Raw genomic sequence first — 14,962 nt, 5'->3', positions numbered from 1 at the left:
TTTGAGATTGAGCAAATTCCGATTGATATTTTTGAGGGCGGACAGCAAGTGAGCTCGCGGCTACTCTCTCCTCTCGAACGCGGTCTCCCTGCGTATCCACCTGTACCGGCTCGATAGTGGATGAGCACGCTCGGAATGGCGACCCTCACGCAACAGCCATCGGCTTGAAAAGCGCAACTGTCTTGAACCAAGCCAACAAAACGGGAAAAACTATAGCGTTTGTGATACAGATCAAGGACTTGTTTCCCCTCTCGTGGGAACCGTTCCTCAAAGCGGCAAGAAAGACGGCTGTCCATGGCGCAGTCATCTGCGGCTTGGAGGCCATGACATGAATTACCCTGCTGAAACTGTGTTAGTTGCGGTCGGCGCTTTCTTGGCACTGGTTGGTGCCGGGGCCGCTCGTGATCAGCTTTTTGCGGCCCACATGGGGGTCCTGTTCTTCTGCCTCCTGGCAGGCACGGTGCTGCTGGTGCGGGTTGATTCGCCAAGGGGGGCTCTCGCCAAGGCACGATCGGGGGCCTATTTTGACGAGGTTGTCCGGTATGGATTGATCGCCACCGTCTTTTGGGGCGTGATCGGCTTCCTGGTAGGTGTCGTCATCGCCCTCCAACTGGCCTTTCCTGGTTTGAATATCGCGCCACATTTTAACTTTGGTCGGCTCCGCCCCGTTCATACCTCCGCCGTCATTTTCGCGTTTGGCGGCAATGCTTTAATAATGACTTCCTTCTACAGCGTGCAGCGTACCTGTCGGGTCCGCCTCTTCGGCGGCAATCTCGGCTGGTTCATATTTTGGGGCTACCAGCTCTTCATTGTCATGGCCGCGACCGGGTACCTCCTTGGGATCACTGAGGGACGAGAATATGCGGAGCCCGAATGGTATGTCGACATCTGGCTGACGATCATCTGGGTCGCCTATCTCCTTGCATTCCTCGGAACGATCCTGAAGCGCAAGGAACCGCATATCTACGTTGCGAACTGGTTCTATCTGAGCTTCATCGTCACGATCGCTATGTTGCATGTCGTAAACAATCTGGCCGTGCCGGTCTCTTTCCTCGGTTCGAAGAGCTATTCGCTTTTTTCGGGCGTGCAGGACGCTCTAACCCAGTGGTGGTACGGCCATAACGCAGTTGGCTTCTTCCTGACTTCCGGCTTCCTGGGCATGATGTATTATTTCGTGCCGAAGCAGGCCAACCGTCCGATCTATTCCTACCGCCTGTCGATCATCCACTTCTGGGCCCTGATCTTCATGTATATCTGGGCCGGCCCGCATCACCTGCACTTTACCGCGCTGCCGGATTGGGCTCAGACGCTCGGCATGGTGTTTTCGGTTATGCTCTGGATGCCCTCATGGGGCGGCATGATCAACGGTATAATGACTTTATCGGGCGCATGGGACAAGATCCGCACAGACCCGATCATCCGCATGATGATCATGGCAGTCGCCTTTTATGGGATGTCGACCTTCGAGGGTCCGATGATGGCGGTTAAGACAGTCAATTCCCTCAGCCACTACACGGAATGGACGATTGGCCATGTTCATTCCGGGGCGCTTGGCTGGGTCGGCATGATCACTTTCGGTGCGATCTACTATCTGACGCCGAAGCTCTGGGGTCGCGAGCGACTTTACAGCCTTCGCATGGTCAACTGGCACTTCTGGCTCGCCACCCTCGGCATCGCCATTTACGCCGCCGTTCTGTGGGTCGCCGGTATCCAGCAGGGTCTCATGTGGCGCGAGTACAATACCCAAGGGTTCCTGGTCTATTCGTTCGCGGAAACTGTCGCAGCGATGTTCCCTTACTACCTCCTGCGTGCGCTCGGCGGTGGCCTTTATCTGGCCGGCGTCGTGGTCATGGCCTTCAACGTCGCCATGACCATCCGCGGAAACCAGCGCGAAGAAGCCGCCATCCCCGGAGCGTTCAAGGCCCACGCCGGCGAATGAGGTAAACAAGATGTCCATCCTGGAAAAACATCAGATCCTTGAGAAAAATGCCACGCTGCTTCTCGTAGGGTCCCTCCTGGTTGTGAGTATTGGCGGCATCGTGGAGATTGCACCGCTGTTCTATCTCCAGAACACGATTGAGAAAGTGGAGGGCATGCGCCCCTATACGCCGCTCGAGCTCGCCGGACGAAACATCTATATCCGCGAAGGATGCTATTTGTGCCACAGCCAAATGATCAGGCCATTCCGCGACGAGGTTGAGCGGTACGGCCACTACTCCCTCGCGGCTGAATCGATGTATGATCATCCATTCCAATGGGGTTCGAAGCGCACGGGGCCTGACCTCGCCAGGGTGGGAGGGCGTTATTCCAATGAATGGCATGTGCAGCATCTGGCCGATCCGCGCGGCGTCGTCCCGGAATCGATCATGCCAAGTTACGCCTTCCTCAAAGAAAGGGAGGTGACGGTTAACAACATCGGCATGGATCTGAAGGCCAACGAAAACGTGGGTGTGCCCTATACCGACGACATGCTGGCGCAGGCCGAAGCCGACATGCGCGCCCAGGCCGTTCCAAACGCCAACACGGCCGGTTTGCTTGCGCGCTACCCGGAAGCAAAGGTGGGTAACTTCGACGGCGATCCCTCAAGACTTACGGAGATGGATGCATTGGTCTCGTACCTCCAGATGCTCGGCACTCTGGTTGATTTTTCGACGTACGATGACGCGAAGGGATATCGATGAGGGTCACTATGGAAACTTACAACGCAATGCGACACTTCGCCGACAGTTGGGGACTTCGGGCGATGGCGGTGTTCTTTGTGGGCGCGCTCTCTTTCACCCTCCGGCCCGGCAGCAAACAGATCGCCGACGACACCGCGATCATACCGCTGAAGGATGAATGAGATGCCGGAAAAACACGTTGACGAGATCAGCGGCGTCGAGACGACGGGTCACGAATGGGACGGAATTCGAGAACTCAACAATCCCATGCCGCGTTGGTGGATCTGGACATTTTATGTCACCGTTCTGTGGGCGATCGGTTATGCATTCGCGTACCCGTCGATACCGATGATCAAAGAAACTACTAAGGGTTTGCTCGGCTTCTCCAGCCGCGCGGAGCTGCAGCAGCAAGTGCAACTCGCTAAGGCTGTTCAGACGCAGTTCGAGCAGCAGATCAACGCAAAGACCGTAGTGGAAATCGACGGGGATCCGTCCCTGCGGGAATTGGCCATTGCAGGCGGTGCGTCTGCCTTCAAAGTCAACTGTGCCCCGTGCCATGGTTCGGGTGCGACAGGTGGGTTGGGTTTTCCTAACCTGAACGACGATGATTGGCTCTGGGGCGGCGATCTTACGGCCATTCAACAGACTGTCGCTCATGGCATCCGCTTTGACGAAGATCCAGAGACGCGCGTGTCGGAGATGTCCGCTTTCGGTGACGTGCTCGAACGCACGCAGATACGACAGGTTGCCGCTTATGTATGGGGCCTGACTAACACACCTTCCAATCCGGCATTGGCGGAAGCTGGAAAGCAGGTTTTCATCGACAATTGCGCCGTCTGTCACGGTGAAGATAAAAAGGGCAAGCAGGAGATGGGTGCACCGAATCTCGCCGACGGAATCTGGCTCAAAGGGCGAGGGGAGGAGGCGATAATCCGCCAGGTAACTGCGCCAAAGCACGGCGTCATGCCGGCGTGGTCGGCCCGGTTGGGCGACACCGTAGTTAAGGAAGTCACAGTGTTTGTTCATTCGCTGGGCGGGGGAAAGTAGGAAGAAAGAAGAACAGCCAACCATATCACAATCCTCTACACCTCCTATGTTTGACGCCGTGCGGTTGATCGCAAACGTATTTGTGATCAAGCAACGCAGTTGCCTTTGGCGCGGCAACAAGGCCACCGCGAAAAGCTAGAGCGCGTCCGTTGAACGCGGATCGGGATTCTGATGACATCTGGCGTGCTTGATGATTCCCTGCCTTCAAATTGGGAGGTATGGATGGCACGAGCACTGAGTGCTGATCTTCGCAGCCGCGTTTAACTGCTGCTTAAGATGGAATGTCGGCGCGTCTGCGGCGACGGGGTCCGGGATCGGGTTTCGTCGGCGATTGCCTGGATCGCGAACGCACGGCATGGCCGCCAGTTTTCGGCAGCCAAAGCTCGATTAAAATGGATGCGCTCTAGAAAGTTTCATCGCGAATTTGATTTCGATTAAAGACCGCAGCATCACAAGACGATATTGTCCGCAGCTGGAGGACGTTCCCTGCGGTTTCTCCCCGTAGTTCCTCCGAGCCACGCTCCCGGAGGGAGTGTGGCTCTTTTTCGGTTTGAGCCGACGGCTTGTTCGTCTCTCCTTGATTTACGTCAAGAACGCTCGGCTCGTCGAATGCGAGATGAGGATCATCAATAGGATGGTAAGCGATGAACCTCGACGTTGCTCCCGGCCCACCTGACGATAACGTCGAACCGTTCGACGTCGAAAAGGCCAGCAGCCGGCACAGGAAGAAGGTGTTTCCGAAGCGGGCGAAGGGTCGGTTCAGACGGTTCCAATGAGTCGTCACGATCATCACGCTTGGTGATGATCGTCGATTAGCGAGCAATTGAGAGATATCCGAGGCTTGGCTAAGACTAGTTTTCTTATGTGATCCAGCTCAAATCACCACGCGCCAAACGGTGCTATCTCTCTCGACCGTTACGAAATTCGGATCAAAGGAGAGGAAAATGATATCCAGCAATATCGTCCGCGCCATCATGACCGTCACAGCTTTGGTTGCCGCCTGTACCGCGGAAGCGGCGGATATTAGGACCGCTCGAGCTGCAGCGCCTGCCGCTGCTGCGGGGGCAGAGCCGAGTCCGTGGCAGATACGCTTGCGGGCACTTGACGTGATCACCAACGACTCTGGCCGCGTCGACGGATTGCCGGGTTCGGACCTTTCCTTTTCGAATACGGTCATACCGGAATTCGACATCTCGTATTTCTTCAGCGAAAATATCGCTGCGGAACTCATCCTCGCCACAACTTACGCCAAGGTTTATGGGGGTGGCTCCATTTCAGCGCTCGACGAGGTCGGCAAGACATGGCTGCTGCCGCCAACCCTGACCATACAATACCATTTCACCGATTTCGGCGCTTTTCGGCCCTATGTCGGCGCCGGCGTCAACTATACGCTGTTCTACAACCAGTCCGGCAAGAGTGCCCGCAGCCTTGATGTAAAGAACACCTTTGGCGTCGCCTTACAGGCCGGTTTCGACTATATGCTCGACGACCATTGGGGCGTGAACTTTGACGCGAAGAAAATCTTACTGAGACCCGATTTCGATGCCAATGTCGGCGGCGCCGGCGTCAGCGGCAAGGCCAAGCTCGATCCATGGCTAATCGGCGCCGGGGTTACTTACCGTTTTTAATCCGGTGAAGTTCTGGGCGGCTAGAGCACGTCCGTTTTGATCGGAGTCATATCGGCTGCTGCGAAGTGGTTTGTACATTCCTGCGGTTTGTTGGTTCCGATACAACACAGCACAGGCGGCAAAGCTCGGCTGCTTGGGAAATCCAAGCGCGGCAACACCTATCTGCGTACTTAATGCTTCGGACTTCCAGTGATTTATGCTCCGCGGTCGAGCGCGGACACATAGGCAAATGGCGAAATGCTTGATGGCAGCTGTATGGTCATGAAAAAGCATGCGGCTCAATTGCGCTCTGCCAGTGGCGTAGCCACGTTACTAATCCTATGGTGGATCACGGAATGCGTTCACAAAGCGTTGGTGGGATAACGCGATTCGGCAGGATGATCGTCAAGTGGAGAGGCATGCCGATCGCGACCTATATTATCATTACCACGTCTCCATTGGTCATTCTTGCACTGAGATTGGCACTTACGGAGCTTGTTGGCGACCGGCTTATTCTGTTTTCGTTTATCCCTGCTATTCTGATCGTCGCAATAGTCGGCGGCTTGAAGCCAGTCGTGTTTACCGCGGTGGCGTCGCTTGCCGCAGCTATCTTTGTTCAGCGATTGCATGATGCAGTCGATCCGAGTGGCGTTGAATTGGTCTTCTTTGGCGCGTCGGTGTTTCTGATTGCTTGTCTGGGAGAGTCACTCCAGGCGACGAGACACGCCATCGTCAGGATAGAAACTCTCGTGGCAGCCCGCGATGCGCATCTGAGATCGATCTTGGACACATTGCCCGACGCGACGGTGGTCATTGCGGCCGACGGCACGATTGTTTCCTTCAATGCCGCCGCCGTCCGGCAGTTCGGGTATGAGGAACAGGAAGTCATCGGGGAGAACCTGCGAGTATTAATGCCTGAACCTTATCGAGGCGAACACGACGGCTATATTCAACGGTACCTCAGAACCGGCGAGAAGCGCGTCGTCGGCATCGATCGCGGTGTCGTCGGGCGCAGGAAGGATGGATCGACGTTTCCCATGAAGCTAACCGTGGGCGAGATGAAATCGAGCGGTGAACTGTTTTTCACAGGCTTCATCAGAGACCTTACGGAGCGAGAAGAATCGGCCGCTCGCTTCGAACAAATTCAGGCTGAATTGGCGAGATTGGCCCGCCTGAGCGAAATGGGCGAAATGGCGTCGACGCTCGCGCACGAGCTGAACCAACCCTTGTCTGCCATCGCAAATTACGCTCAGGGGTGTACGAGGCTATTGCGCGATATGGACAACACCCTCGCAACGAGAGTGCGAGGTGCCTTGGAAGAGATTGCGAGCCAGTCTTTGCGGGCGGGGCAGATCATCAAGCGTCTTAGGGAGTTCGTCACGAAAGGCGAAACGGAAAAGGGACTCGAAGACATTCGCAAACTGGTGGAGGAAGCGGGCGCTCTGGCGCTAGTCGGTTCCCGCGCGAACGGCGTCATAACTGTGTTCGAATACCTTCCCGGTGCTGAGATGGTAATGGTCGATCGTGTTCAGGTCCAACAGGTCCTCATCAATCTGATGCGAAACGCCATCGAGGCGATGCGCCATGTCGACTATCGCGAGCTCACGATCCGCACGATGCCCACCAATGCGGGCGAAGTCGCCGTCATTGTGGAAGACACCGGCCGAGGCATTCCGGACGAAATTGCCGCGGAGCTCTTCAAGCCGTTCGTCTCGACCAAGGTAAGTGGAATGGGCATCGGCCTTTCGATCTCGAAACGTATTGTCGAAGCCCACGGTGGTGAAATGACAGTCTCGAAAAATGCGGCTGGCGGAGCTACGTTCCGGTTCACGCTGCCCGGCTATGGGGAAGGACGAACGGGTGGGGATAACTGACTACACAGTTCATATCGTCGATGACGAAGAGCCGGTGCGGAAATCGTTTGCCTTCATGCTGGCCATCAACGGCTATGCCGTGAAGCTGCATCAATCGGCTGCCTCGTTTCTTTCCTTCGCCCCGAGCATCCATAACGGAATTCTGGTCACTGACCTCAGGATGCCGGAGATCTCGGGTCTTGATCTCATCAGGCAACTCGGTGTGAAAAAGATCCCCATCCCTTCCATCGTGATTACCGGCCATGGCGATGTACCGATGGCCGTCGAGGCCATGAAAGCGGGCGCAGTCGACTTCATCGAAAAGCCTTTCGAGGACGACGTGATCATAGAGGCAATCGAACGAGCGTCAGAACATCTAATCGTTCCAGGGGCCAACGCCGACGAAATCACCGACATTCAAACGCGCCTCCAAACCCTGAGCGAGAGAGAGCGCCAGGTGCTCTCTGCCGTGGTGGCCGGTTTTCCGAACAAATCGATCGCCCATGATCTCGATATCAGTGCCCGTACGGTGGAGGTGCATCGCGCCAGCGCCATGTCAAAAATGAAAGCAAAAAACCTCCCACATCTCGTGCGCATGGCTCTCGCGGCTGGTTTCGCGCCTTAGTTTCGCGGTGTTGATCTCGCGCAATCCCCGTCGTGCCGCAGGCCTGGGGACTCGCTGGCGCAAACCGCACGGGATCCCGTCTAAGTAATTTCCCTTAGTGAGCTAACCGAATTTTGCGGCGTGGCAAGAACTGCCAATCTTCCCCGGCCATGGGGAATACGAGATGTATGCCACTTTCAAACCCGCAGCGCAGAATATCATAATGCCGGAGAACGTTGCGCGGCCACAATTTCCGGGGGCGCACCTCGTTGTGACATATAAACGCGGCCGAGTGATATATGCCGAAGGTGATAGCGTGGATAAATGCTATCAGGTTTGTGCCGGAGCTGTCCGTGTATACGGCCTCATCTCGGACGGACGGCGGCAGGTTGTTTCCTTCCATCTCGCAGGGGAGACATTCGGCTTTGAAGCGGCCTCAAAGCATCGCTTTTTTGCCGAGGCTATCGCCGATACTAGAATAATCGTGTCTGCACGGCATCCTATCCAGGAGCATTCGCCGGAACTTCTTGCACTCGCATTGGGCGGCATGAAGCGTGCTCAGGAACATCTGTTGGTTATCGGGCGGCAGTGTGCGGTTGAACGCGTCGCGGCATTCCTGATGGATCTCTCGAACCGTCTGGGTGGTGTTCGTCAGGTAAGATTGCCGATGTCGCGACAGGACATTGCGGACTATCTCGCCCTGACAACCGAGAGCGTATCGCGTGCCATGACCGAATTGAAGGAGCGGAAGGTGATCGCCCTGCACCATGTGAGGACAGTCGACATCATCAAGCCGGGCGCTCTCCGTTCGCTCTGTCATCAGGCTGCGCCGCGAACTCGGGCCTCCATTACGCCGGCCATTGGATGCCTTTGACCCGTGTAATGGAGCAGTGCGCAACGCTCCTCGATAGCGCCGCGGCGCGGCACACAATAGTCAGACACTTTTGCGTCGCAAGAAGGAGAGAGGCTGCCCGTGAATCGAGACGGCTCGATGGTGCACGACAAAGGGTCTGCTGTTGGCTATTATCGAAAGGTTGCAGACCTTCGATGAAGACATTTTACGGCGCGTCGGTCCCTGATGAAGTTTTGTCAAACGCTCGCGCCGTCGCAGGCTGCCGAGGCTAGCCTTGCGAAAGCCGCAGGCCGGCGCTCGTTCTGCGGATCATTACGTGTATGTCGCTATTTTGTCATTGGGGGCGGCGGTTTCAGCGGCACCAGAAGCCGCGGCTTTGTCGAGGCTCATCAGTTCGCGCGCGCGCATGCCGACGACAGTGCCGCGACCGACCCATTCGACGGCATAGATGTAAAACTGCTGCAGAAAGGTGCCGATGTCGCGCACATAGCCTTCGTCGCCCTTCCGCACCAGATTTTCGCCGATATTTTTGCCAGCATAGCTCCCGTCATTCTTGACGTGAAGTATGGCCCGCACCCGCTCGCCCGGTATAAATTGTGGAGGCTTGCGGATCTCGACCTCCTGTTCACGTCCAAGGCCCATCACACTTCCTCCTTTTGCGAGCTGCAGGATGTCAATAAAGGCGTTCAAGTCTCCTCCGCAGGAGCCCTCGACCATACCGGCGATTAAATTGAGGGTGCGCCGGCACCGCAGGTCTTCGGCCGCCCCGGACAGACCGCGGCGCATTGCTGGGTTTCGAAGGTTTCCTTGCATTCGGTGCACTTGTCCGGATCGATCACGTAGCTCGCGCGCTTGAACTTGATCGCGCCGGAGGGCATTCGAACTCGCAAGCACCGCACTGGGTGCATTGGGATACGATGATCCTGAAGGCCGTTTTCAACTCCTGAGAATGTTAGAACAAGATCGCTCACGCCGTCCCCGCTAGCGGTTCGACCCCAAACTCGGCGGCGTAAAGGGCGCCGATGGCGGTCTCGATGTAGTCATAGCCATAAGCGTCCGTTGCTCGGACTCCAGCCTCCATGAGCTGATTCCTAGGGCACTCCCCGATCTTGGCGCATAACACGACGTCAATGCCCTCGAGGGCGGCGATGATGCCGTCGAGGGTGGCTTCCTCGCCCTCGCCTCCAAGGCAATACTGCTCGACCTTGCGATGCGCGACGTAGGTGATCCCTTTCGGCGAAGCTTCATATACCTGGAATTCCTTCGCGTGGCCGAAGTGCTCGTTGATGCGGCCGCCGCCCTTCGTCGCGACCGCGACCTGGAGAGACCCGCCGCGGGCTGCCTTGACTATTTCGGTTGCCCCGTTCTTGGCCGTCACGTGATCGCTTCGTTCGCGCGCGACCACTTCCCGATAGGCCTCGCGCTTGCGGGCGTCGTACGTGATCTCGCCGGGGATCTGGTCGAGGGTGAATTCCTGGCCGCGATCATCGCCGAGCAGCCCGACTGCATCGGCCCGGCACTGCCGGCAATGGCGCATCAGCTTTGCGCCGCCTTCGAGGCGATCCTGAAGCGCCTTCAATTCCAGCGCCCGTGGGCCACGCTGCCCGGTCAGGCCGTAGAAGGTGCCGTGGGCCGGATCGGAAATCAGCGGCATAACGTTGTGCAGAAACGCGCCCCGCTCCTTGACCCATTTGTTCACCTCTATCAGGTGCTCGTCGTTGACGCCTGGAATCATCACCGAATTAACCTTGGTGAGGATGCCGTGCGCGGTCAGCATTTCCAGGCCCAACATCTGCCGCTCGTGCAGGATTCTGGCTGCTTCGATGCCGGTGTAGCGGCGGTTGTCGTAATAGATCCAGGGATAGATCCTTGCGCCGATTTCCGGGTCGACCATATTGATAGTGATTGTCACGTGATCGATATTCATCTCGACAAGCTCGGCGACGTGATCCGGCAGCGCAAGCCCGTTGGTGGAGATGCACAGCTTGATGTCGTGGATCTCCATGGCAATTCGTTCGAACGTTGCCTTTGTCTTCGTCCAGTCGTAACAGGCATCGCCCGGTCCGGCGATGCCGAGCACGGAAAGCTGCGGCACTTCGTTGGCGACGGCAATGACTTTGCGTACCGCCTGGTCTGGCGTCAGCTTTTCCGAGACCACTCCAGGCCGGCTTTCGTTGGCGCAATCATATTTACGGTTGCAGTAGTTGCACTGAATATTGCAGGCTGGTGCGACCGCGACGTGCATGCGCGCGAAATAGTGGTGGGCTTCTTCCGAATAGCAGGGATGATTCTTGATCTTCGCCCAGATGGCCTGGTCGAAGTCGTCCGGATTTGTGGAGGCGCCGCAGGATGAGGATGTGCAACCACCGGATTTCGAGGTCGCCAGCAATTGATCCAAGGATGTCCTGCTGGCCAGGCTCTCAAGCGAAATCATCGGTGTGGACATTGAAGACTCCGTTGGTAGGTAACGTCGCATTTCAAATCGCAAAAGCGATGCCAACTTAAACAATGGTTTTTTACCAACGTGCGCTGATCATGACCGATGCGCCCCAATCGCGCATTCCGATTGACATGATCTTCAACGGCTGATCAATGAGCCTGCTCCAAGCGCGGCAGCAGTGATCGACGATATCGTCTTAGTCAAGACGCGGTTCGACAGCGAGTTGTCTCTCATGAACTGCCAGAGGTTCTCGACCGTTTGGCACAATGAGTCAGAAATCAGCTGATTTGCGAATACCATAACGAGTCGGCGTTAATGCCCGCCGGTATACTTCAACATCTTTGGGTTTTCTTGTCCGATTCCGTCCGTTTGCTCGGACACAGCTTTGTCAGGCTCTCGACAAGGGACAAGCGAATTGGTCGTGAAAGCCAGCGACATCAAGCATACAAAATGCAAGAAGGGCGTAAGCGCGTAGGCCATGGCGATTTTCTGCATGAGTCATGTGGAGAATCTTATGAGCGACAGTGTGAATCACCCTCGAACCTTTGAGGTTTTGACCGCGGAGCCGGTGCGAAGAAGACGCAAGTCGCGTGAGTGGTCGGACGACGAAAAGGCGCGGATCCTGGCCATGGCGCTGCAGCCTGGGGCGAACATCTCGGCGGTTGCCCGGTCTGAAGGCTTAGATCCGTCACAGCTTTATGGATGGCATCGCACGGCACTGGCATCGGGCGCTGTTGCGCCCCTGACGGAGGAAACGGGAACGCAGAAGTTCGCGCGCGTTGAAACGGTAAGCAGCGGCTCGGTCGATATTGCCATTGCCGATATGGTGGTGCGCGTCTGCGGCGCGTTCGATCCTGATCACCTGGTGAAGGTTCTGCGGGCGGTTCGCAAGGCATGATCGCTTCGGGTGTGGTGGTCTATGTGTCATGCCAGCCGGTCGACTTCCGCAAAGGAGCCGCCTACAGAAGGGCAAAATGTCACCACCACGCTTACAGCTTCTTCACCTCGATACGATGCCGGCGCAGAGCATAGCCGACCTGGCGCGCCGTGAGGCCGAGGATATGAGCCGCCTTGGCCTGAACCCAGCCAGCCTTCTCCATCGCCTCGAACGGTCGGATCGATTTTTTGTCAGATCAAAAGTGCAAGCACCACTCAGGCGTGGTGGAAGCCCTCTGGGAGTCCCGCATCCTGGACATGGCCATACAGCGCCTCGCCCGGCAGTCCGGACAGGATGATCGGACGCGCCGCAATTAGCTTGTCGATGTCGATGCCGGTTTTGAGACCCATGGCCTCGAGCATGATCACGAGATCTTCCGTCACGATATTGCCGGTGGCGCCCGGTGCATAGGGACATCCTCCGAGGCCGGCCCGGGAGGAACCGAAGGTGGTCACATCGACGTCGAGCGCCGCAACGACATTGCCGAGACCCTGACCGCGGGTGCTCGCGCTGCTGCGCGCCGACAAACGCAAACTGAGCCAAGAATATCAACTGGCGAGGAAAGAGGTGTAGTATGAACGCCGATCGTTGGCATAAAGGCAAACTCCCGAGCCATCCCACCAGACAATCTTGATCCGGTCAGCTCACTTGGCTCGGAAGACATAAAGCGCACCGTTGAACGGGTCACTGCCGGCGTCCCGCACCAGCGACAACAAACTGTCTGGCCCCTTGCGGAAGTCGATCGGATGGCTCGCGAGAAAGACCTTCACGCCCGACGGGATCATGCCGACCGTACCGCTCGGATCACCCGCTGCAGATGGGCCGCATCGAAGTCGCTACCAGCACGGATAACAACGTCGCCAACCACCACCTCAATTGTGCCAACCGACCTCTTATCAACCATTACAGCGTTCCAGCCGGATCTCGCGACCAACGGCGTTGCCCGTCCCGAGCATCACGACGCTAACTAAATAGCTGTGACGGATGTTGTATCCCGAGGCGATGCGCAATCGCCGACACGCTTGCGCCGGGCTCCATCGCTTCAGCCACTGCCCGCTCTTTGAACTCATCAGACCAACGCCGCCAAAACTGCCGTGGGGCGTCGAGACCCGGGCGCAGGTGGTTTTTCAGCTCCGGAGTCATGTCCTCAGCGATCCCACAGGCTTCGGCGATCGTTGTCCAGTCGATGCGGCCGTTCGCGGTGGTGACTTGCGGTAGATGATCAGGCTGATGAGGTAAGGCCGGATGTTCTCCAGAACCCGTTTCGATGCGATCGGCGCAATGCGCAGTTCGCAGAAGTCTGAGATTTTTGGTTGAAAATGGCGTGAGGAAACGTCTTGTTTTGGCATGCTCGCATTCCATAGCTTTCGGCCCCATGCCGAGGGCGAGCGCACTGTATTTGTGAATCCGGACAAGCAATCTGGACATCTCGGACAATCCGCACTATCTTTGTTTCGAAGAACAAGGAGGCGATTATGGCATTGACTGCTCCAAAATCGGATAGTGACAGCGGGTTTGCGTTAAAGCCAGCTGCGATGCATGATATTCTAGAGGTGCTCGCCCGCCACAATCCTGGATTATCCAAGACGGCGCTCAAGGCGACGGGAAAGGTTGTGGCCGCCATTTCGGCGGCGACGGCGCAGCTCACGACCGAGCAGCAACGGAAGATCGTATCCCATGAGGACAAGCTAGCGGAAGCACTGGGGGCCGTGGTCGCTGACATCGCGTCTAGAGACGGGCGCCCCTTAACCCTTCTAAAGGTCGAGCAGCCGGTCGAAGTCAGTAATGGAGCCGGACTCAATAACCTATTGGACATGGACGAAGGGCGACGACGACTGACGGCCTATGGGACGCCGGTGCGGATTGAGGATTGGGCGGGTCCCGTTGCTGGTCCCGCCGAGATCGAGAAGACGTTCGGCACGAAAAGATCGACACTGCACGACTGGCAGACACGCGGGGCGGTTATCGGCCTGTTGAAAGGGGAGCGTAAGCATGTCTTCCCGTTGGCGCAGTTCGTGGACGGTCGTCCCGTCAAGGGCATGTCGGATGTGACCCGGATCATACGCAATCCGCGTGCGGCATGGCAATGGTTGATCCAGCCGAAGTCGAGCATCGGCGGGGCTCCCCTTGATCAGCTCAAGGCCGGGAACGTTGACGAGGTTATCGCGGCAGCCTACCGGGACTTCGGCTGAATCGTGAAGCTTGATTCAAAAACACTCTCGGAACTCGCGCTTGATTTCCAGCCCCGCTCCTATCTCCGCGTGATGGCCGTTTCTCACATGGCGACTCCCCTCGGTATGGGCTTTGGGCAGACGCGATTTTCGAGCCCGAGCATGGCATTTCAACTCGTTTATATCGCACACGATGTTGCGACGGCCATCGCTGAAACGATTGTCAGGGACCGTTTTGAGGACGCGAGCGAGCGGGTTCTTGACCAGACGGAAATTGAGGAATGGGCGGTTGCCGAGGTGACGGCTCCAACGCCCCTGGTGGTGATCGACTTGCGCTCCACAGGGTTGCTGAGGCTCGGCGTTAGCACAGATGCGGCGCGCGCCAAGGAACATCGGGAAGGCCAGAAGTTCAGCGAAACTCTCTACAGCTCTTTCGCCGTCGATGGTTTGCTTTACTCGTCCCGGCTAACATCGGCTGAATGTTTGGCGGTTTATGACCGCGCCGTCGGCACCAAGCTTCAAGCATCGCCTGCTGTAAACCTCATCCGGCATCCCGACCTCATTCCGGCGCTGGAGTCCATCGGTGTCACTATCCGGAGTGCGTAGAGATGCACGTGATCTGCAGTCGGCAAAAATCATCCACGCTGCCCACAATTCCGCGCGTGCTGCAACGAAGGTGTGTTGAGTAAAGTACAGTTTATCAGCTTCGACTGCGGAGCCAATTGAGCTGCCACACGAATAGTCTTACTGAGTCACAAAAGCGGAGAGATTTGGGCATTGCAATGATGTG

17 protein-coding genes and 3 pseudogenes are annotated in these 14,962 nt (G+C 57.0%); 12 read left to right on the top strand and 8 right to left on the bottom strand.

Features of this window, described 5'->3' with window-relative positions; genetic code table 11:
* Nucleotides 1-328: 328 nt before the first annotated feature.
* The 9 genes from ccoN (at nt 329) to BN77_RS29170 (ending at nt 8,645) form a co-directional block, all read left to right on the top strand.
* Nucleotides 329-1,939 carry a cytochrome-c oxidase, cbb3-type subunit I gene (ccoN, locus tag BN77_RS29205; RefSeq protein ID WP_007539126.1) on the top strand — a complete coding sequence of 537 codons (1,611 nt, stop codon included), beginning with the start codon at nt 329-331 and terminating at the stop codon, nt 1,937-1,939.
* Nucleotides 1,940-1,949: 10 nt separating this feature from the next.
* Nucleotides 1,950-2,681 (top strand): cytochrome-c oxidase, cbb3-type subunit II, encoded by a 732-nt coding sequence (gene ccoO / locus BN77_RS29200; protein ID WP_007539124.1) that lies wholly within the window; start codon nt 1,950-1,952, stop codon nt 2,679-2,681.
* An 8-nt stretch (nt 2,682-2,689) separates the two neighbouring features.
* The gene (locus BN77_RS29195; RefSeq protein WP_028748898.1) at nt 2,690-2,842 is read left to right on the top strand and encodes a CcoQ/FixQ family Cbb3-type cytochrome c oxidase assembly chaperone; all 153 of its coding nucleotides are present in this window, start codon (nt 2,690-2,692) and stop codon (nt 2,840-2,842) included.
* A 1-nt stretch (nt 2,843) separates the two neighbouring features.
* Complete coding sequence (gene ccoP / locus BN77_RS29190; RefSeq protein ID WP_007539122.1) at nt 2,844-3,707, top strand: cytochrome-c oxidase, cbb3-type subunit III; 864 nt, start codon at nt 2,844-2,846, stop codon at nt 3,705-3,707.
* Nucleotides 3,708-4,351: 644 nt separating this feature from the next.
* Nucleotides 4,352-4,483, top strand: a complete 132-nt coding sequence (locus BN77_RS35615) for a hypothetical protein (protein ID WP_268871452.1) — start codon at nt 4,352-4,354, stop codon at nt 4,481-4,483.
* A gap of 168 nt (nt 4,484-4,651) precedes the next feature.
* Nucleotides 4,652-5,335 carry an OmpW/AlkL family protein gene (locus BN77_RS29185; RefSeq protein WP_007539120.1) on the top strand — a complete coding sequence of 228 codons (684 nt, stop codon included), beginning with the start codon at nt 4,652-4,654 and terminating at the stop codon, nt 5,333-5,335.
* Nucleotides 5,336-5,670: 335 nt separating this feature from the next.
* Nucleotides 5,671-7,188 carry a PAS domain-containing sensor histidine kinase gene (gene fixL / locus BN77_RS29180; RefSeq protein ID WP_007539115.1) on the top strand — a complete coding sequence of 506 codons (1,518 nt, stop codon included), beginning with the start codon at nt 5,671-5,673 and terminating at the stop codon, nt 7,186-7,188.
* The gene (gene fixJ / locus BN77_RS29175; RefSeq protein ID WP_028748897.1) at nt 7,181-7,792 is read left to right on the top strand and encodes a response regulator FixJ; all 612 of its coding nucleotides are present in this window, start codon (nt 7,181-7,183) and stop codon (nt 7,790-7,792) included. Before fixL ends, fixJ begins: the two co-directional genes overlap by 8 nt.
* 163 nt (nt 7,793-7,955) lie before the next feature.
* A complete protein-coding gene (locus BN77_RS29170) occupies nt 7,956-8,645 on the top strand; it encodes a helix-turn-helix domain-containing protein (RefSeq protein WP_007539111.1) in 690 nt (229 codons plus the stop codon).
* 291 nt (nt 8,646-8,936) lie between these two features.
* On the opposite strand, the gene BN77_RS29165 is transcribed toward BN77_RS29170, so the two are convergent.
* From BN77_RS29165 to nifB, 3 genes and pseudogenes are all read right to left on the bottom strand, one after another.
* A complete protein-coding gene (locus BN77_RS29165; RefSeq protein WP_028748896.1) occupies nt 8,937-9,266 on the bottom strand; it encodes a nitrogen fixation protein NifZ in 330 nt (109 codons plus the stop codon).
* A gap of 83 nt (nt 9,267-9,349) precedes the next feature.
* A pseudogene (locus tag BN77_RS32935) lies at nt 9,350-9,564 on the bottom strand (4Fe-4S binding protein).
* A gap of 27 nt (nt 9,565-9,591) precedes the next feature.
* Nucleotides 9,592-11,070, bottom strand: coding sequence for a nitrogenase cofactor biosynthesis protein NifB (gene nifB / locus BN77_RS29160; protein ID WP_007539107.1), 1,479 nt, complete (start codon nt 11,068-11,070; stop codon nt 9,592-9,594).
* 508 nt (nt 11,071-11,578) lie between these two features.
* Here nifB and BN77_RS29155 point away from each other — a divergent pair.
* Nucleotides 11,579-11,962, top strand: a complete 384-nt coding sequence (locus BN77_RS29155; protein ID WP_007539105.1) for a transposase — start codon at nt 11,579-11,581, stop codon at nt 11,960-11,962.
* A 91-nt stretch (nt 11,963-12,053) separates the two neighbouring features.
* On the opposite strand, the pseudogene BN77_RS32930 reads toward BN77_RS29155, so the two are convergent.
* From BN77_RS32930 to BN77_RS35345, 5 genes and pseudogenes are all read right to left on the bottom strand, one after another.
* A pseudogene (locus BN77_RS32930) lies at nt 12,054-12,179 on the bottom strand (helix-turn-helix domain-containing protein); the annotation flags it as partial.
* Nucleotides 12,180-12,216: 37 nt separating this feature from the next.
* Complete coding sequence (locus tag BN77_RS29150) at nt 12,217-12,528, bottom strand: beta/alpha barrel domain-containing protein (protein WP_007539103.1); 312 nt, start codon at nt 12,526-12,528, stop codon at nt 12,217-12,219.
* A 117-nt stretch (nt 12,529-12,645) separates the two neighbouring features.
* Nucleotides 12,646-12,786 (bottom strand): IS66 family insertion sequence element accessory protein TnpB, encoded by a 141-nt coding sequence (gene tnpB, locus BN77_RS29145; protein ID WP_081593633.1) that lies wholly within the window; start codon nt 12,784-12,786, stop codon nt 12,646-12,648.
* Nucleotides 12,783-12,905 (bottom strand): hypothetical protein, encoded by a 123-nt coding sequence (locus tag BN77_RS35610; protein ID WP_100248176.1) that lies wholly within the window; start codon nt 12,903-12,905, stop codon nt 12,783-12,785. The genes tnpB and BN77_RS35610 overlap by 4 nt, the downstream gene beginning before the upstream one ends.
* A 110-nt stretch (nt 12,906-13,015) precedes the next feature.
* Nucleotides 13,016-13,350, bottom strand: a pseudogene (locus tag BN77_RS35345) (transposase); the annotation flags it as partial.
* 126 nt (nt 13,351-13,476) lie between these two features.
* Between BN77_RS35345 and BN77_RS29135 the strand changes: the two are divergent.
* Complete coding sequence (locus BN77_RS29135; protein ID WP_007539099.1) at nt 13,477-14,193, top strand: antitoxin Xre/MbcA/ParS-like domain-containing protein; 717 nt, start codon at nt 13,477-13,479, stop codon at nt 14,191-14,193.
* A gap of 72 nt (nt 14,194-14,265) precedes the next feature.
* A complete protein-coding gene (locus BN77_RS29130; protein ID WP_328285787.1) occupies nt 14,266-14,778 on the top strand; it encodes an RES family NAD+ phosphorylase in 513 nt (170 codons plus the stop codon).
* The last annotated feature ends 184 nt before the right edge of the window (nt 14,779-14,962 follow it).

It is taken from the genome of Rhizobium mesoamericanum STM3625 (assembly GCF_000312665.1).
Lineage (GTDB): Bacteria > Pseudomonadota > Alphaproteobacteria > Rhizobiales > Rhizobiaceae > Rhizobium > Rhizobium mesoamericanum.
The sequence above is the reverse complement of the archived record's forward strand: the minus strand, read 5'-3'. Positions and strand labels throughout refer to the sequence as shown.